Genomic DNA, 19,853 nt, shown 5'->3' on the forward strand with positions numbered 1-19,853 from the left:
GATGGTGCGCGACGAGATCGACCTCGACGCCGGCCTGGAGCCGACCGTCCCCGTGTGGGCGGTGTTCGGCGACCTGATGGCGGGCATGCTGGGCGCGTTCGTGCTGATCCTGGTGTGCGTGCTCGGCATGCAGCTGGATCTGGCGAGCCGCCTCGAAACCGAGGTGCAGCAACGCCGCGCCGAATCGCAGCGTCGCGAGGCACTCGAACAGGCGCTGGCCGGCCCGCTCGCCGCGGGCCGCGTGACGCTCAACAACGGCCGCATCGGCATCAGCGGCAGCGTGCTGTTCGCCTTCAACTCCGCCGACCTGCAACCCGGTGGCCGGCAACTGCTGAAAAGCCTGGCGGGCCCGCTGGGCGCCTACCTGAAGACGCGCGACGAGATCCTGATGGTGAGCGGCTTCACCGACGACAGGCAGATGCGCGACGGCGCACGTATGTTCGCCGACAACTGGGAGCTGTCGGCCCAGCGCGCGCTCACCGTAACGCGCGCGCTGATCGAAGAGGGCGTGCCCTCGTCGTCGGTGTTCGCTGCCGCGTTCGGCGCCGAGCAGGCCGTGGCCTCGAATGGCGATGCTGAAGGCCGCGCGAAGAACCGGCGCGTGGAGATGGCGCCGACGCCCCGGCCCAAGAACACACCCGACGCTGCGAAGCCCCGTGAGTAACGACACGGCGCCCGACGATCAGGTCGACGCCGTCGCGGCGCTCGACGCCTGGCGCGCGCGCGGCGACGACCGTTTCGACCCGGTGCGCTTCCGCTTCATCGAGGCGATGGCGCAGCGCGCGGCGGCACACGAGGGCGAGGCGCGTCGCTTGCTGGATGCACGGCTGGCCAGCCTCATGGGAACCTACCGCGCCGATCTGGAGAAGGTCGCACCGGAGGCTGAAGCGCCGGCAGAGGCGCCGCTGCACACCGCGCTCGCGGAGCTGATGATGCACATCGCTCAACTCGCGCCGCTGCCGCCCCCGCCCGACGCCGCATCGACGGACGGCGATGCCGTGCCCAGTCTGTCGACCGCGCCCGAGCTCAAGACGCTGAGCTATTTCCGCAGCACCTGGTCCAAGCTCGCCGCCGACCAGCGCGTGACGCAATCGCTCGCCAAGGTGCCGAAGAACGCCGGTCCGCTCAACACGCACCACCTCGTGCAGCGCGCGCTCACGCTGATGCGCGACCTCTCGCCGCAGTACCTGCAGCGCTTCATGGCACACGTCGATGCGTTGTTGTGGATCGAGCAGGTGAACGCCGCCGCCGAGGCCGCGCGCGTGGCGCGCACCGAGAGCCCGCGCAAGAGTTCACGCAGCCGCGCCGGTTGACGGCCGCTCAGCGCGGCCAGAGCCACCAGGCCAGGCCGGCCGTGACCAGCACCCAGATGCCGATGACCAGGGCCATGCCGACCTGGCTCGTCGGCCGGCTGCCCGTGCGCACCATCCAGTCTTCGGCGCGCTCACGGCTGCGCACGATGACCTCGGGCGGCAGCAGCCGCACCGCGAGCCAGATCAGCGCGGGCAGCAGCAACACGTCGTCGAGGTAGCCGAGCACCGGGATGAAGTCGGGAATCAGGTCGATGGGGCTCAGCGCGTAGGCCACGGTGAACCAGCACAGCGCCTTCGGCAGCCACGGTGTGGCGGGGTCGCGGCAGGCGAACCAGAGGGTGACGGCGTCGCGCTTGATGCGGCGCGCCCAGTCCCGGAGATTCATGGTGAACACGAAGCCATCAACCCGCGCTGCGCGGCCCGAACATGATGATGCCCATGCCGATGAAGCACACGGCCACGCCGACCCAGTCGCTGGTCGAGGGCGTCACCTTGTCCACCGCCCAGAGCCACAGGATGGCCACGCCGATGTAGACCCCGCCATAGGCCGCATACACGCGGCCGGCGGCGGTCGGATGCAGCGAGAGCAGCCACGCGAAGAGCGCCAGGCTCAGCGCCGCGGGCACCAGCAGCCAGGCCGACCGGTCCTGCTTGAGCCACAGGTAAGGCAGGTAGCAGCCGACGATTTCCGCGAGCGCGGTCGCGACGAAGAGTCCGAGGGTCTTGAGCAGGTCCATGGCCGCCATTGTGGCGGTGGCCTGTCGATCTCAGGGCTGTCGTCCGGGCCCCGTGCCCGGGCGCGATGACGGCTCCCACACGTCGGGCGTGGTGGCGACCAGCGACTTGAAGTCTTTCCACGGCCGCGCGCCCGGCACGGAGCGCCCGCCGACGATCACCACCTTGGCGTAGGCCACCATGCGCTCGCGCAGGTAGCGGCGTTCGGACTCGGGCCAGGTCTCGATGGCGTGCGGGCCGCGCGACAGCACGATCTCCTTCACGCCGCGGATGCGGTTGTAGGCGGCCACGGTGCCCTCGAGCGATTCGGCGCGGTCCCACAGGCCCTTGCCGAAGAAGGCGGCGGGCCAGCGGTCCATGCCCGCGAGTGTGGCGGAGTTCGGATAGAAAAGGATGTGATGGTCCGCCGCCATGCCGCCCAAAAACAGGTTGCGGTCGGCCAGGTCGGGCGCATCGGGCAGGTAGCCCGCGCCGCTCGCGAACGACGACAGCAATATGGCCCCGCGGATGTTGCGCCAGCCGCGCGCCGGCGTGCAGTTCGGCACGGGCATGTCGAAGCTGCAGCCGGCCACGTAGTTGCGCGTGAGCGCCCAGGCGGTCGACATCGAGCCGCGCGAGTAGCCGCCGAGCACCAGCGGAATCTCGCTGGCCTTCTGGCCCGCGAGCAGGCGCCCGCGCGCGGCGTTGCCTTCGAGCAGCTGGCCCGAGGGCGTGAGCAGCCGCAGGCCCTGGCCGTGTTCGAGCTGCGTGAGCACGCGGAACACGTCTTCGCCTTGCTCCAGCGTGTTGGTGTCACTCACGCCGCCCGACAAACCTTCGCCGCGCCGGTCGTAGGCCAGCACGTCGAAGCCGGCCTGGTTCAGCGCGTGCAGGTTCTCGCGCCACCAGCGCTGGCCCATGGCCTCGGTGGTGCCGTTGGGGAAAGACACCGGCACGGCCTTGCCGCTGGCGGCGTCGATGCGGTAAGCCACTTCGTCCGGATGCTGGATGGCCGTGAGTTGGCCGCCGCCGCCCGCGGCCATGACTGCGAGGGCGCGCACCTTGCGGCCGTGGCCGTCGTCCACGCCCGCGCCTTCGAGGTACCAGCCGCGCAGCTTGATCGGGTCGGCGAGCTTCAGGTCGAGCCGCTCGAAGGTGTCGCGCGGCACGGTGAACTCGACGATGTGGGTGCGCGCGTCGGCCTCGGCAATGCTTTCGCGGTAGGGCGCCTTCGCGAAGAAGGCGGGGCGACGGATCTGTTGGAGGTCGACCTTGGGGCTGTCGGCATCGATGCGTCCGGCCGGATCGACCGCGCCGGTCACGCGCGTGGCGCGTGCCTTGTTGGGCGGCAGCCAGCGCTGCATCTGCGCGTTCACGCGCGCGAAGCAGTCCGGCTCGGCCTTGCAGGTGCGCCAGCGCGCCTTGAGCTGGTCGTCGGTGAACTGGCCCACGTGGTAGTCGCCGCCCGCGTAATTGGTGGGCACGGGGTAGGCGCTCATGAGCACGGGCACGCACACGCGCGGGCCGCCGGCGTTCACGGCAGTGCCGGCCTGCGGCAGCAGGTACCCGCCCACCCGCGCGTTGCGGTCGGCGCCGACCCAGGCGACGCAGTCGGTCTGCGGCGGCTTGCTGGCGGCGGCCTGCCGCTGCTCGGCGGTGCTGCTGGTGGTGCAGGCCGACAAACCCAGCAGGGCGCCGAGCAGGGCAAGCGAAAGGGTGGCGCGGGAAGGACGCATGAGGCGGGGAACGCTCGCGAAATGAAGAACCATGCAATTGGAACGCAGCCGGTGCGCAAAACAAGGCCGCACAGGGCCAGACGTGAACAAATGGGTGCCGATACTGTTGCAGAAGACGTGCCAGCGCGGCGGGTGCGAAAGCCGCCTTCTGGCGCAGGAGGGGTCCTACTGCTTGTTACCGGCCGCAGCTTCCCGAAGCATCGGCTGGCGCGCCAGCACCTCGTCGCGCGGACCGTGGTCGCGCACGTGGCCGGCCTCCATGAGGATCACCGTGTCGAAGCGGTCGAGCAGGCTCAGCCGGTGCACCGAGGCGATCACGCAGGCTTGCGGAAATGCTGCCGCGATGCGCCCCAGCACGCGCGCTTCGGTGGCAGCGTCGAGCGCGCTGGTCGGCTCGTCGAGCAGCAGCAGCGAGCTGCCTTCGGCTGCGAGCACGCCGCGCGCCAGGCACAGCCGCTGGCGCTGTCCGCCTGACAGGTTGAAACCGCGTTCCGAGATCGCGCTGTCGAGGTCGCCGCGCGTGGCTTGCAGCACCTCGTCGAAGGTGCTCGTGTGCAGCGCGGCGCGCAGGCGCTCGTCGTCGCAGGGGCGGCCGAAGGCCAGGTTCTCGCGCACGCTGGCCTCGAACAGCTCGGTCTCCTGCGGGATCAGCGTGGCGAGCTGGCGCAGCCGGGCCCAGTCGGTCGGCACGCCGTCGAGCGCCAGCGTGCCGCCGTGCGGCGCATACAGGCCGGCCAGCACGCGCAGCAGCGTGCTCTTGCCGCCGCCGCTCGGGCCCACCAGCGCCACGCGCTGGCCCCGGTGCAGCGAGAGCGCCACGTCGTGCAGGCCGCTGCGCGTCGGTGCCGCCGGGTCGTCGGCAATGGTGCCGCCGCCGCGCGGGGCGTGGCGCCATTGCAGCTGTTCGACCTGCAGCTGCGTCCACGGCGCTCCAGCGTCGATGCGTTCATGCGCCGGCACTTCTTCGGGCGGGGCCTCGAGCGTGGCGCTCGTCGGCGCGTGCCAGATCGGCTCGGCGCTGCTGTAGTCGGTGTGCATGCGCGCAAAGAAACTGAAGTTGGCCGCCACCGAGGTCACGACGCCCGCCGCCTGCTGCGCGTACTGGTAGATCATGAACACCGCGCCCAGCATCACGGCCTGGCCCGGCGCGCGCGCCTGCCACACGTAGATCACCACCAGGCCCCAGGTCAGCGCCAGCCCCATCAGGTCGACCGCGAACCACTTGCCCTCGTTGAGCACCACGGTGCGTTTCAGCGGCAGCGAAACGGCCGCCATGCGACGGCGCAGCAACAGGCGCGACGCGCCCTGCAGCCGCAGGCCGATCACGGTCGAGGCGTTGCCCAGAAAGTCGAGCAGCGCGGCCACGTAGCGGCGGTCGGCGTCGTTCTCGGCGCGCGCGAGCTTCATGAGCGCGCGGTCGATGCGCACGATCACCACGCCGATCAGCAGATAGCCTGCGAGCGCCGTCACGCCGCTGGTGCGCGACAGCAGCGCCAGCGCCACCAGCGGCCCGACGAAGTTGACCGCGTTGGTGAGCCAGATGAACTGGTTCTGTGCAAAGTCCGCGAGCGCGCGGCTGGCCTGGTGCACGCGGTGCTGCAGCTCGCCCGAGTGGTGGCTGTCGTGCCAGGCGAGCGGCGCCGCGGCGATGCGTGCATAGAGCTGGTCGGCCAGCGTCTCGCGCACCTTCAGGCCCACGTTGCGCTCGAGGATGCGGCCCGGCCCGTGCAGCGCCCACGCGCCGACGTACACCGCCGCGAGCGTCGCGATCCAGCGGCCCGCCGCGGGCAGGTCGCCGCGTTGCAGCGCGTTGATGGCCTGCCCCGCGAGGTAGGGCAGCGAGAGGCGGATCAGTTGCGAACTCGCGAGCAGCGCGGTGGCGCCCAGCAGCTGCGCACGCGCACCGGCTGCGAAGTGCCACAGCGCGGCGTAGAGCGCACGAATCGCGCGGCCAGGGGATTCGGTAGGGGTGGTCGTCGTGTCTGTCATGCGTGCGCGTCAGCCCGCCTTGCGGAAGGTGAGGTTGATGCGCTGCGCGCCCAGTTGGGCTTCGAGCGGATGCGGCATGTCCTTGAGCGGCAGCACGCCATGAAAGCGCAGCCGGTCCACGCCGCCCCACACCACCACGTCGCCGTGCGTCAAGGGGATGCGCGCGGTCTTGTCGGCGCGTGCGAGCCCGCCGAACTGGAACACCGCCGGCATGCCCAGCGACACCGACACGATCGGTGCGCCGTGGTCGCGCTCGTCGCGGTCCTGGTGCAGCGAGAGCCGGCTGCCCGGCTGGTAGCGGTTGACCAGGCAGGCGTCGGGCGCAAAGCCGTCGAAGCCCGCCAGCGCTGCCGCGTCGCGCGCCAGAAGTGCAAAGGCCTCGGGCATCGCGGGCCAGGGCGCGCCGCTGTCGGGGTCGACCGCGCTGTAGCGGTAGCCGCGCCGGTCGCTGGTCCAGCCGAGCGCGCCGCAGTTGGTGAGCGCGACCGACATGGTGAAGCCGCCCGGCGTGACCAGGTGACGGAACGGCGCGCGTGCGGACACGTCGGCGATGGCCGCGAGCAGCGCGTCGACGCGCGGCAATGCAAAGCCCGGCAGCACGAAGGCGGCCGGGCCGATCGGCTCGCGCGCGGCGCGCGGCGGGGCGTCGAAGAGGTCGAACGTCATGGGGGCATTGTCGCCAGCGACAGGGGCGGTTCGGACGGTGGCCGGCGGCTGCCATGCATTCAAGCTGTCACAAAGCGTCACTAGCATTCCGAGCACCAAAGCAGTACCTGGCACCGGCCCGGCGCCTGCGATTCCTCCTTCGTCACAGGACCCGGCATGTCTCGCGTTGCTCGGTCACGGTGGGTGTGTGCCTTGACCCTGATCCTCGGAATTCTGTCCCTCGCGGCCGTGTCGCATGCCGGCGAACCTGCGCCTTCGCCCGATGCGGCGGGGCGCATCGCCTTCGACCTGCCGGCCCAGCCGCTGGCCACCGCCGTGCAGGTCTATGCGCAGGCGACGGGGCAGTCCGTGTTCTTCGACGGGCAGCTCACCGCCGGCCTCGAATCCGCGCCGCTGCACGGCGTGTTCACACCGCGCGAGGCGCTGCAGCGCCTGCTGGCCGGCACGCGGCTGGCCGCGCGTCATACCGATGCGCGCACCTTCACGCTGGTCGAGGCCGATGCATTGCCGCCTGCGATTGCATCGGCACCGGCCGCGCCCGTCACGCCTGCCATGTCCCCGCGTGACGCCCGCGTGGTGCAGCAGGCGCTGGAGCGAACGCTGTGCCGCTGGCCGCATGCGCGCCCGGGCACCTATCGCGCGCTCGTGCAGCTGTGGGTTGGGCCCAGCGGCCATGTGCGGCGCACGCGGCTGCTCAGTTCCACCGGCCTGGCGCAGCGCGACGCCGCACTCGAAGCGGCGATGAACACGCTGGTGCTCGACCGTCCGTCCGAAGGCGAGGCCGACCAGCCGCTGACCGTGCTGCTGCTGCCGCGCACCGGCGACCGCCCCGACATCTGCGACGCGGCCACGTCCGCTGCGCTTCCCTGAGCACGCCGTGGAACAGGACACCCCCGGCTTTCTGCGCAGCCTGCTGACCAGCCGCTACATCGAGTTCCGCAACCGGCTGCGCCGCCGCCTGGGGTCGGATGAGCGGGCCGACGACGTGCTGCACGAAACCTGGCTGCGCGTGCAGCGTATGAGCGACCCCGGCCCGGTGCAAAGCCCCATGGCCTACCTGCTGCGCATCGCATCGAACGTGGCGGAAGACCGGCGCATCTCCCACGGGCGCCTGCTCGATTTCGTCGAGGTCGAGGAGCTGCTGCACTTTTCGGACGACAGCCACGACCCGGCCCGCGTCTCGGAGGCGCGCAGTGAGGTGCAGGCGCTGGAGCGCGCGCTCGAAGAGCTGCCGCGCCGCCGCCGCGACATCTTCATCGCCTCGCGCGTGGACGAGACGCCGCACGCCGATTTAGCTCGGCGCTACGGCGTGTCGGTGCGCATCGTCGAGCGCGAAGTGAAGGCCGCGCTGGTGCATTGCGCGGGCCGTTTGGGGCGTGATGTGATCCAGCGGTTCGGTCCCGGCGCCGGAAAACAGTCTGAGAAGACATGATGGCCGCACCCACTTCAATCGACCGCGAACGCGCCGCGCTGGAAGCCCAGGCACACGATTGGCTCGTGCGCCTGACCTCCGGCCGCGCGACCACGGGCGACGCGCAGGATTTCCGCCGCTGGTGCGCCCGCAGCCCGCAGCACGCGCAGGCGATGGCCGAGGCGACGCGCCTGTGGGACCTGACCCGGCCCGCCGCTGAAGCGGTGGCGCAGCGCATGCCCGCGATGGACACGCCGCCGCGCGCAGCCATCGCCGCGTCGCGCCCGCCCGCGTTCGGTCGTCGCCAGTTCCTCGGCACCGCACTCGCGGCCGGTGCCGTCGGTTTCCTCGTGGTGCGCCCGCCCGCCGGCTTGTGGCCCGCGCTGTCCGACATGACGGCCGACTACCGCACCGGCACCGGCGAGCAACGCCGCGTGGTGCTCGCCGATGCGGCCGCGGTGGTCGAGATGAACACGCAGACCAGCCTCAACCTCGCGCGCGGCGCCGAGGGCGAGCCGCCGGTGCTCGACATGCTCGGCGGCGAGGCGCAGGTGCTGCTCGACGCGGCGCGGCGCGCGCCCTTCACCATGACGGTGGGCGGCGCGCGCCTCGTGGCCGCGGCGGCCAGCCGCTTCAACGTGCGCGCCACCGGCGGCGAGGTGTGCGTGACCTGCTTCGCGGGCTCGGTCGAGCTGCGCGATGGCGAGCGTGTGCTGGTGGCTGGCGAGGCGCAGCAGATCCGCTACGGCGGCCGGCGCGAGGCCGAGGTGGCGCGCGCACCCGATCTCGCCGCAGTGGGCGCGTGGCGCGAGCGCGTGCTGGTGTTCGACGACACGCCGCTCGCGGCCGTGGTCGACGAGATCAACCGCTACCGCCCGGGCCGTCTCATCGTCACGCGTGCCGAGCTTGGTCAGCGCAAGGTGCAGGCGCGGCTGCGGCTCGACGAGTTGCCGCATGTCGAGACGCTGATCGCCGTGAGCTACGGCGCGAAGCTCACATCGCTGCCTGCCGGCATCGTGCTGCTTGGGTAGCTGCGCTCTGTGACGCGGCTGTGAAAAAAGCAGCGCTTCGTCTTCGTTCGCAAATTCTCCCGAACTTTCGTGCCGCGCGTGTCGGTCGCATCCGATGAGCCCGGTCTCTTCTCCAGAACGGTTTTTCTCTGGGGTATGACATGAGCAACAAGACATTCCGCCGCGCGCCGGTCGCGCACGCCGCCGCCCTCGCGCTGGCCATGGCGGGCCTGGCGGGCAATGCACACGCGCAACGCGCCTTCAGCGCCGCATGGATGGCGCAGAAGAACGTGGCGCAGGGCACGGCCGCGGTCACGGGCTACCTGCCGAACGGCACGCCGGCTTCGATGCTGACGAACCCGCTGGCGCAGCAGCAGAAGGCCAACGAGCAGCTGCGCCAGTCGCTCGGCAACCTGGGCCTTGCGGCGCAGGCGATTGCCGCGCAGCAGGCCGCACAGGCCGCGGCGCGCGCCGCTGCGCAGAACGACCCGTCGGTGCCCGACGGCCTGGCCGACGGCGGCCTGAAGGTCGACACGAATTCGCTGAGCGCCGGCTGGCTCAATGCCCGCGCGCTGAACCGCGATTCGCAGCAGCAAGTCAACGGCCGCACCGTCGTCACCGTGGAGCAGACCGGCGACAAGGCCATCCTGAACTGGGAAACCTTCAACGTCGGGCGCAACACCACGGTCGATTTCAAGCAGCAGGCCGACTGGGCCGTGCTCAACCGCGTGAACGATCCGAAGGCGCGGCCGTCGCAGATCCAGGGCCAGATCAAGGCCGATGGCACGGTGCTCATCGCCAACCGCAACGGCGTGGTGTTCAGCGGCACCAGCCAGACCGATACGCGCAACCTCGTGGCGGCAGCCGCGCACATCGGCGACGACCAGTTCAAGGCGCGCGGCATCTATTCGAACGACACCGCGCCGAGCTTCACCACGGCGAAGGACGACCTGGGCAAGGTCGAAGTGAAGGCTGGCGCGCGGCTGACCACCAAGGAGCCCGGCTCCGTCACGCAGGGCGGCGGTTATGTGCTGCTGCTCGGCAAGGAAGTGGCCAACGCCGGCGAGATTGCCGCGCGCAAGGGCCAGGTGCAGCTCGCGGCGGGCGACAGCTTCGTGATCCGCAAGGGCGTGGGCACCGAGGCCAACGCCTTCTCGACCACGCGCGGCAACGAGATTGCGCCGCAGTTCGTGGCCGACAGCACATCGGGCAAGGTGAGCAACACCGGCCTGCTCGTGGCGCGCGAAGGCGACATCACGCTCGCCGGCCGCGATGTGCGGCAGGACGGCGTGGCGCTAGCCACGTCCACCGTGTCCGCGCGCGGCACGGTGCACCTGCTGAACTCGGCCGCCGACACGCGCGGCAACGTGGCGCTGGGCAGCGGCGCGGTCACGGCCGTGCTCATCGAGGACGACGGCAAGGCCAGCGCGTTCGACAGCCAGCGCGATGCGCTCCTCAAGGAATCGGCCGCGCAGGACACCGCACGCGCGCTCGTGCCGCCGGGCCTCTTCGACAACCTCTCGCGGTTGTCGGACCGCCGCGACCAGTCGCGCATCGAGATCGTCTCGGGCGGCGACATCCGCTTCGAGGGCGAGTCGCTCACGCTCGCCACCGGCGGGCAGATCGCGGCCAGTGCCACGCGCCGCAGCTTCGTGGCCGACAAGGCGCGCCTGGACGTGTCGGGTGCGGTGGGCGTGAACGTGTCGATGGAATCGAACAACGTCAAGGTCAGCGTGCAGGGCAACGAGATGCGCGACGCCCCGCGCAACCGCGAGAGCGGCAAGCTCTTCAACAACGACGTGTGGATCGACCGGCGCAAGCTCGTGCGCGTGGCGCCCGGCGTGGGCGGCTATGAAGGCGAGCGCTGGTACGCGGCGGGCGGCCTGCTCGAGGTCGGCGGCTACCTGGGCAACCAGGGCCACGGCGTCGGCGAATGGGCCGCGCAGGGCGGCACGGTGGTGCTGGGCGGCAGCGAGGTGGTCACGCAGGCGGGGTCGAAGGTCAACCTGTCGGGCGGTTCGCTCAATGTGCAGACCGGCGTGATCTACCAGACCTGGCTCAAGGGCAGCGACGGGCGCCTGTACAGCCTGGACAAGGCCCCGTCGGACCTGTTGTTCGACGGCGTCTACAAGGGCTTCGAGGCCGCGCACGTGCGCTGGGGCAAGGCGAACACCGACTACTTCTACAACCCGCTGATCGGGCCGCAGCGCAAGCTGGAAAACGGCTACACCGTCGGGCGCGATGCGGGCCGGCTGGTGGTGAGCGCGCCCACGGCGGTGCTCGAAGGCGAGATCGTGGCCGAGGTGTTCAACGGCGCGCAGCAGACGCGCGCACGCGACGCCAGCCTGGACGACAGCTACCTGCAGTCGCAGACGGCGGTGGCGCGCGGCGGCGTGCTGGCGGTGGGGCGCTACGGCGCGCAGGGCCGCATCGACCTGTTCGACACCGACGTGCGCTTCGGCGACGTGGCGCCGATCACGCAGCAGATGGCCGCGGGCGACGCACTGGCCGCGGACCGCATCGGCACGCTATGGCTCGACGCGGCGCACCTGAATGCGCAGCACCTCGCGGGGCTGGACATCGGCACGCGCGGCAGCGTGACCACCGAGAAGGCGCTCACGCTCGCCGACGGCGGGCGCATGAACCTGCTCGGCGCGTTCATCGACATCGGCGCCGACGTCACGGTGCGCGGCGGCACGCTGGAGGCCGGCAATGTCTTCACGTCGCCGGTGGCGGGCGCCCAGCCGCGCATGCTGGTGAAGGACGCCGACTCGTCGCTCACCGTGCGCGACGGCGTCACGCTCGACCTGCGTGGACGCCGCGTCGACATCGGCACGGCGCCCGAAGACGCGGCCACGCTAGCGGTCATCGACGGCGGCACGGTGCGCCTCGAATCGACGCACGGCGTGACGATCGGGCAGGGCAGCCTCATCGACGTGTCGTCGGGGGCCGCGCTGCTGGCCAAGGGCAAGCCCAAGGGCGGCAAGGGCGGCAGCGTGTCACTGGTGGCCGACGCGGCCATCGCGGGCCCCGAAACGAAGGGGCGCCTGTCGCTGGGCGGCGAGATCCGCGGCCACGGCGTGAACGGCGGCGGCACGCTGAAGATTGAAACGGGGAACGCGCTGCTCATCGGCCTCGACCCGGCGTTGTCCGACGCAACGCAGCTCGTGCTCGACGCGTCGCGCCTGCAGTCGGGCTTCTCGACCTATGACCTCAACGGCCATGCGGGGCTCACGGTCGCGCCGGGCGCGCAGCTCGACGTGGTCATGCCGGTCTACCGCATCGCACCCGGCGCCGGTGCCGACCATGAAGGCGGCATCGCGCTGCAGCTGTGGACGCCGCCGCTGCTGCAGCAGGACGAGGTGAACCGCCAGGTCGTGCAGCGCCAGGGCGCCGACCTCGTGCTGCGTTCGCAACGCCGCAACACCGAAGGCGGCAACCTCGCCATCGGCGCGGGCGCGGTGGTGACCGTCGACGCGGGGCGCTCGATCCAGCTGCTCGGCGGCGGCAAGAGCAGCTTCGTGGTCGACGGTCGGCTCAACGCCTGGGGCGGGCGCATCGGCATCGACATCGAGGCCCCGGCCTTCACGATGCCGGAGAGCCCGTCGTTGCAGCCGCACCAGCGCTCGGTGTGGATCGGCGAAGGCGCGGTGCTCGACGTGGCGGCGCGCGCACAGACCGGCATCGACGGCGATGGCCGGCGCTACGGCACGGTGCGCAACGGCGGCACGATTTCCATCGGCGGTGGGCTCGACTGGGAAGCGAAAGGCGCGGCCCATGCGCCCGACCTCGCGATCGTCATCCGCCCGGGTGCCGTGCTCGATGCCTCGGGCAGCCATACGCGCATCGACGTGCCGGCGGTTGGCAGCCTGTGGCGCGAACTCGATGTGGCCAGCGACGGCGGCACCATCGTGCTGAAGTCGGCGCACAGCCTCTACCTCGACGGCACGCTGCGTGCCCACGCGGGCGGCGCGAATGCAGCCGGCGGCACGCTCGCGGTGGCGCTCGAAGCGCCGGTGTTCTCGAAGTTCTTCGCCCCCGACGACGCCGTGCGGCAGGCGCGCGAGCTGGTGCTGTCGCAGACGCAGCAGCCCAGTGGCTTGCCGGCCACGCTCCAGCCGGGCCATGCCGATGCGGCACTGAACTACGGCAAGGGACGCTTGAGCGTGGACCAGGTGCAGGCTGGCGGCTTCGGCAACCTGTCGCTGCTGGTCAACGGGCTGCTGAGCTTCGACGGCAACGTCGACCTCACCACGGCGCAGAGCCTGCGCCTCTATGCCGGCAGCTTCGCGCTGGCCGACAGCGCGGCGACCGATTCGAACGTGCGGCTGGCTTCGTCTTATCTGCGGCTGGCCGGCGTGACCGGTGCGCCCACGAAGGACGGCGAGGTGGTCTACACCACGACCTGGCGCCACGGCGCATCGACCCGCGCGAGCGAGGCGGTGTTCACGGCCGAGGCCGACCACATCGACATCCGCGACCGCGTGGGCTTCGGCGCGCACGGCGAGATCGCCCTGACGACCGGCCCCGCGCAGGTGATCGACCGCCGCGGCTTCGACACCGTGAACATGACCAGCCGCGGCGACCTGCGCCTGCTCGGCGGCACGCCCGCGCTCGGCCTGCTCGGCGCGACCACGACCGAGCTGGCGACGATGGGCGACCTCACGCTCACCGCCGCGCAGATCTACCCCGCGACCGGCGCCAATGCGCAGATCCGCGCGGGCTACGACACGGGCCGCGTGCTCGACATCCGCCGGCAGGTCGAAGGCGACGTGGCCATGCCGCAATCGGCGTTCGGCATCCTGGCGCTCGGCGGCGACACGGTGCGCCAGGGCGGCATCGTGCGCGCCCCGCTGGGCAACCTCATCCTGGGACAGGACGGGCGCAGCACCTACGAGGCGCGCGCCAGCCTGGTCGACCTGCTGCCGGGCAGCATCACCTCGGTCAGCGGGGTCGGCCTGCTCATGCCCTACGGCGGCACGACCGACGGCATCGGCTACAGCGTTGCGGGCACGCCCATCGACAAGCGCGCCATCGGCAGCAGCGGCATTTTGCTCACGGGCGACAGCGTGGTCGGCCAGGCCGGCGCGCTGCTCGACCTGTCGGGCGGCGGCGAACTCACGGGCGCGGGCTTCGTGAGCGGGCGCGGCGGCTCGGTCGACGTGCTGCGCACGCCGCTGGCCAATGCCAACCCGGCCAACACCTTCAGCCAGGCGGGCAACGGCGTGTACGCCATCGTGCCGGGCTTCCAGGGCGGCTACGCGCCGGTGTCGCCGGACGCGGGCGCGGGCGAGCCGGCCATCGGCCGGCAGGTCACGCTCGACCACGACGTGGGCGGGCTCAAGGCCGGCACCTACACGCTGCTGCCTTCGACCTACGCGCTGCTGCCCGGCGCCTTCCGCGTGGAAGTGGGCGCGCCCAGCGCGCTGCCCGCCACGCCGCTGCCGGCGGGCTACGGCTCGTACGTGGCGAGCGGCTACCTCGGCGTGGCGAACACCGCGGTGAAGTCGTCGCTGGCCAGCCCGCTGGTCGTCACGCCGGCGGCGGTGGTGAAGCAGCACGCCACCTACAACGAGATGGGCTACGACGCCTTCGTGGCGGCCGATGCGGCACGCCGCGGCGGCGTGCGCGGCGAGATCGCGGCCGACGCCCGCAACCTGCAGCTCGACTACTTCTATTCCAAGCCGAAGGACGGCGTGTCGATGCTGCAGTTCGACGGCACGGCGCTGTTCAACCCGGCGGCCGGCAGCGCAGGCTTCGGCGGCACGCTGTCGATGACGGCCGTCGCCCTCGAGGTGACGGCGCCGGGCACCGGGCGCACGACCGGGTTCGGGGGCGCGTCGGTGCAGGCCGACCAGCTCAATGCCTTCGGCGCGCCACGGATGATCGTGGGCGGCCGGATCGATCTGCCCTATGCCGACAACTACGCAACCTTCAAGTCGAACACCGGTCACATCGTGGTGCGCAGCGGCGCGACCTTGCGCGGCGCGGAAATCTTCCTCGTGGCCGGCGGCTACGGCGACGGCATCCAGGTGGAGCAGGGCGCGTCGCTGAACACGCTCGGCGCCGGCGCGCCGGCCTACGACTCCACCGACGGCGTGGTGTTCTCGCCGGACCGTACCGCGGTGCTGGGGCTGTCGAACGGCTGGATCAACCTGATGCCGCCCGTCGCCGAGGCCACGCCCGTCACGATCCAGGTCGGCGCGTGCCCGAGCGGTGCGTGCACCGGCCAGACCACGCTGTACGGCGAGGGCACGCTGGCCGTGGCCACGAACCGCTCGTTCACGATGGCCGACACTGTGCGCTACGGCGCGAAGAACCTGCTGCTGGCTGTGTCCTCGGTCAACCTGGGCAGCGACGCGGCGCTGCAGCAGGCCTCTGCCAACGGCCAGCTGCCGTCGGGCCTGTCGATGAACCAGGGCATCCTGGCGAACCTGCTGGCCGGCAACAAGGGCGAGGGCGTGCCCGCGGTTGAGACGCTGGTGCTGAACGCGCGCGAGTCGGTCAACATCTACGGCGGGGTGTCGCTGGACACGCTCGACCCCACCACCGGCGTGTCGTCCATCGAGCGGCTGGTGCTGGGCACGCCGGCCATCTACGGCTACGGCAGCGCGGGCGACACCGCGAAGATCACGACCGGCGAATTCATCTGGACCGGCCTCACGCCGCGCCCGCCCGGCAGCGGCGAAATCTTTCCCGGCGAGAACGCACCGGGCGGCGCCATCGGCAGCCTGCTGGGCCACGGCACGCTCGACGTGTCGGCCGCGCGCATCGTGCTGGGCCATGCGCCCAACACGCAGCCCGACGCGGGCTTCTCGGCGGACCGCCTCGCGCTGGGCTTCGGTACCGTCAACCTGAACGCGAGCGAGCGCATCACGGCGAACGCGAAGGGCACGCTGGGCGTGTACGAGCAGCAGGGCGCGTACGTGACCGGCAAGGGCTACGACTACAGCGGCGGCCAGCTGAACCTGCGCGCGCCGCTGCTCACCGGCGAGGCCGGCTCGAACAACCGCATCACGGCGGGCGGCGACATCCTCGTGAGCGCACCCGCAGGCGCGACGCCGGCCGGCGATGCACCACTGGGCGCGCAGCTGGCGCTCACGGGCCGCAACATCACCATCGACGGCACGGTCGGCCTGCCCTCGGGCAAGCTGCAGCTCACGGCCAGCGGCGACGTGACGCTGGGCGCGGGGTCGCGCATCGACCTCGCGGGCCGCGCCGTGAAGTTCTTCGAGCAGACGCGCTACAGCCGCGGCGGCGACCTCGAAGTGACGAGCACCGCGGGCAACATCGTGCAGGCGGCGGGCTCGGTGATCGACCTGTCGGCCACGCACAACCGCGGCGGCACGATGCAGGCGACGGCACTGGGCGCCGGCGCGGGCCGCATCGACCTGGGCGGACGCATCCTCGGCACGGCCAGCGGCGCCTACGACGCGGGCGGCACGGTGGTGCCTTACGACGCGGCCGAGATCAATGTGCGCGGCCAGACCGTGGCCGACTTCGCAGGCCTGAACACGCGCCTGAACGAAGGCGGCGTGACCGGCGCGCGGCGCTTCCAGATCAAGCAGGGCGACCTCGCCATCGGCGACGAAGTGAAGGCGCGCGTGGTCGAGGTCACGGTCGACGGCGGCAGCCTCACGGTGAACGGCCGCATCGACGCCAGCGGCTTCCAGGCCGGCGCGATCCGCCTCGCGGCCAAGGGCGACCTCACGGTGAACGGCACGCTCGACGCGCACGCCACCGGCCTGCGCGTGGACAGCTACGGCAAGATCATCGACAGCCCGAACCGGGCCATCGTTGACCTCACCAGCACGCAGGGCACGCTGACCCTGGGCAGCGGCGCGGCCATCGACTTGCGCGCGGGCACGGCCGTGAGTGCGGCGCAAGGCAACGACGGCGCATCGCGCGGCACGCTCGCGCTGAACGCGCCGCGACGCGGCGACAACGACGTGGCGATCGGCGTCAACGGCACGCCCGCCATCCAGGGCGCGAAGACCATCGCCGTCAACGCCTTCCGCACCTACAGCGACGCACCGCTGGCGGACGCGCCCGACGTCACGGGCCACGTGCCGCAACTCATCACGCAAAAGTACCTCGACGAGATCGACGGCCACAGCAGCGCTTTCATCGACAAGGCGCTGGCCAACACCTCGCTCTCTGCGCGCCTCGCGGGCCTGGGCAGCTACCACCTGCGCCCCGGCGTGGAGATCGTCAGCCAGACGGCCGACGGCGACCTCAGCGTGGTCGGCGACATCGACCTCTCGGGCTACCGCTACGGCCCGGGTGCGAACCGCAACGATCCGGCGCGGCGCGGCTTCGGCGAGCCCGGCGTGCTGGTGATCCGCGCGGGCGGCAACCTCAACGTGTACGGCAGCATCAACGACGGCTTTGCGCCGCCGCCGGCCACGCCCGACGACAAGGGCTGGTACCTGACGGAGCAGCGCTCGAAGTTCGGCACGCCGTTCACGCCCGACGGCGGCGACATCGTCGTGCCGATCGACGGCGTGGTGCTCGACAAGGGCACCGTGTTCCCGAAGGACGCGCTGCTCAACTACGACGTGCCCGCCGAAGCCATGGTGCTGCCGACCGGCACGGTGCTGCCGGTGACTGTGACCCTGGGCGCGGCCTACACGCTGCCGGCCGGCACGGTGCTGCGCGCCAATGTCTACTACGCCGACGGCAGCATCCGCCTGAAGGCGGGCACGGTGCTGACAGAGGCCGTGCTGCTCGACAGCGGCATGAAGCTGGGCGCCGGCACCGCGCTGCGCGGCGAGGCCAGCGTGCAGGCGCTGGTGTGGCCCAAGGGCGTGCGCCTGCCGGTCGCGATGAAGGCCGACGGCACCATCGCGCTGGCGCGCGGCGCGTTGATTCCGTCGATGACCGATGTCCAGTTGCCGGGCGATGCGGCCGTGAACCTGCGGCCCGAAGTCGACGGCGTGCAGGGCCGCAACTGGGCCGTGGCGCCGATGCTGGGGCAGGGCGCGACGAGCTGGAGCCTGCAGCTCACGGCTGGCGCCGACCTCGACTCGGCCGACCGCCGCGCGGTCGACCCGGCCAAGCATGGCGCACTCATCCTGGCCGACAGCCACGCGATGTACAACGTCAGGCTCACGCCGGGCGGCAGCGGCTTCGTGTGGGGTCCGAACGGGCCCATGTGGGGCCACGACGAGGGAACGTCGATGGACCCGCTGGATTTCGAGGCGGGCTATTGCGACTGGGGCGGCGAGGGCACCTGCAAGGTCGACCCGGCGCGCCTCTCCTATTTCTGGGGGCCCAACGGCGACGACTGGGACCCGAGCTTCGTCGAGGGAACGCCGGTCTCTCCGGAATACGTCACCCTCTGCGAGTGGGGGCCGGGCATCTGCACGACGGTCATCAACCCCGTCAAGGACGTCACCAAATACACGCCGCTGTCGCCGATGTTCAGCGTGCTGCGCACCGGCACCGGCGACCTGGGCCTGGCGGCGGCCGGCAACTTCGTCATGGAGTCGCCGTTCGGCGTCTACACGGCCGGCACGCGCTCCGCGCCGCTGCTCGATGCCAACGGCCTCGACCCGTTCAACCTCGCACGCGGCAAGGCGGTCGGCGGCTCGGTGATCGGCCCGCAAACGGCGAACTACGATGCCGCGCTCGCGGCCTACCAGGCCTGGTACCCCGAGCACGGCGGCAACCTCGACATCGCGGTGGGCGGCAACGTCGTCGGCGACGTCTGGGGCCACTTCGCGGGCGAGCGTGCCCAGGCGCCGAGCGCGGCGGTGGGCAGCTGGCTGTGGCGCCAGGGCTCGGGCACGGCCCTGGCCGGCAGCGACCGCATCGCGACATCGTGGTGGATCAACTTCGGCACCTACGCGCTGCCGGCCGGCGTGCAGTTCAGCACCGACAGCAGCCCCGAGCCTTACCTGGTGGGCTTCACCGGCATGGGCACGCTGGGCGGCGGCAACCTCACGCTGCGCGCGGGCGGCGACGCGGGCCTCACCACGCGGATGGGCGAAGGCCAGATCTGGCAGCGCAGCGAAGCCATTGTGGCGGCGGTCGGCAGCACGGGCCGTGTCGATGCGAACGGCCGGCTGACGCTCACGGGCGGCGGCGACCTGCAGCTGCGCATCGGCGGCGTCGTCAATCCCAACCTGGCCGCGGCGCAGTACGCGAGCTATGGCGTCAACGCGCAGTACCAGGACCTCAACGGTGCCCTGGTCAACCTGCGCGGTGCGGCCCACGTGTCGGCCTCTGCCATCGGCGGCATCGAGCTGCGCTACCGCAAGGCTGAGCGTTCGATTCCGGGCCAGGAAGGCGATGCGATGGACACGCGCCCGATCAACCCCTTCGTCCCGACCATCGGCATCGGCAACGCGGGCATCGTGGTCGTGCCGGGCGATTCGGCGATGTACCTGGACACGCCGGGCGACCTGGTGCTCACGAGCGTGGCCGACGCGGGCCGCGCGCGGGTGCCGAACAGCTCGGGCTTCACGTTCGGCGGCGCCGAGTACGGCATCGGCCAGGGCTGGTTCACGCTGTGGACCGACCGCACCGCGATCAACCTGTTCAGCGCCGGCGGCAACCTCACGCCCGGCACCGACCTGGCGAACCTGCAGCCCGGCGGCAGGTACCTCGGCAGCATCAACACGAGCGACAGCGTCACGGTCTATCCGTCGATCCTGCGTGCGACGGCGGCCTCGGGCAGCCTGTACTACGGCTTCTCGGCCACGCCCGCCACGCAGGCGCCGGGCCGCGCGATGGTGCTCGCGCCGTCGCCATCGGGTGCGCTCGAGTTCCTGGCCGGCAACTCGCTGTTCGGCGGCGGCTATCCGGTGGGCATGTCGGGCGCGGTCACGCCGCTGCCGACGCCGTGGGCGCCCGCGTTCGTTGGCTACGACGCGATGCAGCGGCCGGTGGTCTACAACACCAGCCCGGAGGGCTCGGTGACCGGGTCGCTCGGCGTGCCGAACTACGGAGAGGTCGACCGCTATCCGCTGTTCGCCTTCGGGCCGGACACGCTGGGCAGCCGCGCGCTGCA

The 19,853-nt window shown here is 71.5% G+C and carries 11 protein-coding genes; 6 read left to right on the forward strand and 5 right to left on the reverse strand.

The features are described 5' to 3' along the window. The first annotated feature begins 1 nt into the window (after window position 1). Complete coding sequence (locus AAG801_RS19630; RefSeq protein ID WP_180838904.1) at window positions 2–664, forward strand: OmpA family protein; 663 nt, start codon at window positions 2–4, stop codon at window positions 662–664. Further along, window positions 657–1,313: a DUF2894 domain-containing protein gene (locus tag AAG801_RS19635; protein ID WP_341889865.1), complete on the forward strand. Its 657-nt coding sequence runs from the start codon at window positions 657–659 to the stop codon at window positions 1,311–1,313. Before AAG801_RS19630 ends, AAG801_RS19635 begins: the two co-directional genes overlap by 8 nt. A gap of 7 nt (window positions 1,314–1,320) precedes the next feature. On the opposite strand, the gene AAG801_RS19640 is transcribed toward AAG801_RS19635, so the two are convergent. The 5 genes from AAG801_RS19640 to alkB all read right to left on the reverse strand — a co-directional run bounded on the left by AAG801_RS19640 (window position 1,321) and on the right by alkB (window position 6,418). Continuing rightward, window positions 1,321–1,698 (reverse strand): YkvA family protein, encoded by a 378-nt coding sequence (locus AAG801_RS19640; RefSeq protein WP_341889866.1) that lies wholly within the window; start codon window positions 1,696–1,698, stop codon window positions 1,321–1,323. Between the two features lie 16 nt (window positions 1,699–1,714). After that, window positions 1,715–2,050, reverse strand: coding sequence for a YnfA family protein (locus AAG801_RS19645; protein ID WP_341889867.1), 336 nt, complete (start codon window positions 2,048–2,050; stop codon window positions 1,715–1,717). Between the two features lie 30 nt (window positions 2,051–2,080). Next, window positions 2,081–3,763, reverse strand: a complete 1,683-nt coding sequence (locus tag AAG801_RS19650; protein WP_341889868.1) for a hypothetical protein — start codon at window positions 3,761–3,763, stop codon at window positions 2,081–2,083. A 165-nt stretch (window positions 3,764–3,928) separates the two neighbouring features. Further along, window positions 3,929–5,752 carry an ABC transporter ATP-binding protein gene (locus tag AAG801_RS19655; RefSeq protein ID WP_341889869.1) on the reverse strand — a complete coding sequence of 608 codons (1,824 nt, stop codon included), beginning with the start codon at window positions 5,750–5,752 and terminating at the stop codon, window positions 3,929–3,931. Between the two features lie 9 nt (window positions 5,753–5,761). Beyond that, complete coding sequence (alkB, locus tag AAG801_RS19660) at window positions 5,762–6,418, reverse strand: DNA oxidative demethylase AlkB (RefSeq protein ID WP_341889870.1); 657 nt, start codon at window positions 6,416–6,418, stop codon at window positions 5,762–5,764. Between the two features lie 192 nt (window positions 6,419–6,610). Here alkB and AAG801_RS19665 point away from each other — a divergent pair, with 192 nt between their 5' ends. From AAG801_RS19665 to AAG801_RS19680, 4 genes are all read left to right on the forward strand, one after another. Continuing rightward, window positions 6,611–7,288 carry an STN domain-containing protein gene (locus AAG801_RS19665; RefSeq protein ID WP_341889871.1) on the forward strand — a complete coding sequence of 226 codons (678 nt, stop codon included), beginning with the start codon at window positions 6,611–6,613 and terminating at the stop codon, window positions 7,286–7,288. 7 nt (window positions 7,289–7,295) lie between these two features. Then, complete coding sequence (locus AAG801_RS19670; protein WP_099790409.1) at window positions 7,296–7,850, forward strand: RNA polymerase sigma factor; 555 nt, start codon at window positions 7,296–7,298, stop codon at window positions 7,848–7,850. Next, a complete protein-coding gene (locus tag AAG801_RS19675) occupies window positions 7,850–8,860 on the forward strand; it encodes a DUF4880 domain-containing protein (protein ID WP_341889872.1) in 1,011 nt (336 codons plus the stop codon). Before AAG801_RS19670 ends, AAG801_RS19675 begins: the two co-directional genes overlap by 1 nt. 140 nt (window positions 8,861–9,000) lie before the next feature. After that, a partial coding sequence (locus tag AAG801_RS19680) for a filamentous hemagglutinin N-terminal domain-containing protein (RefSeq protein ID WP_341889873.1) occupies window positions 9,001–19,853 on the forward strand: 10,853 nt, incomplete at its 3' end.

The organism is Variovorax sp. YR752 (genome assembly GCF_943372545.1).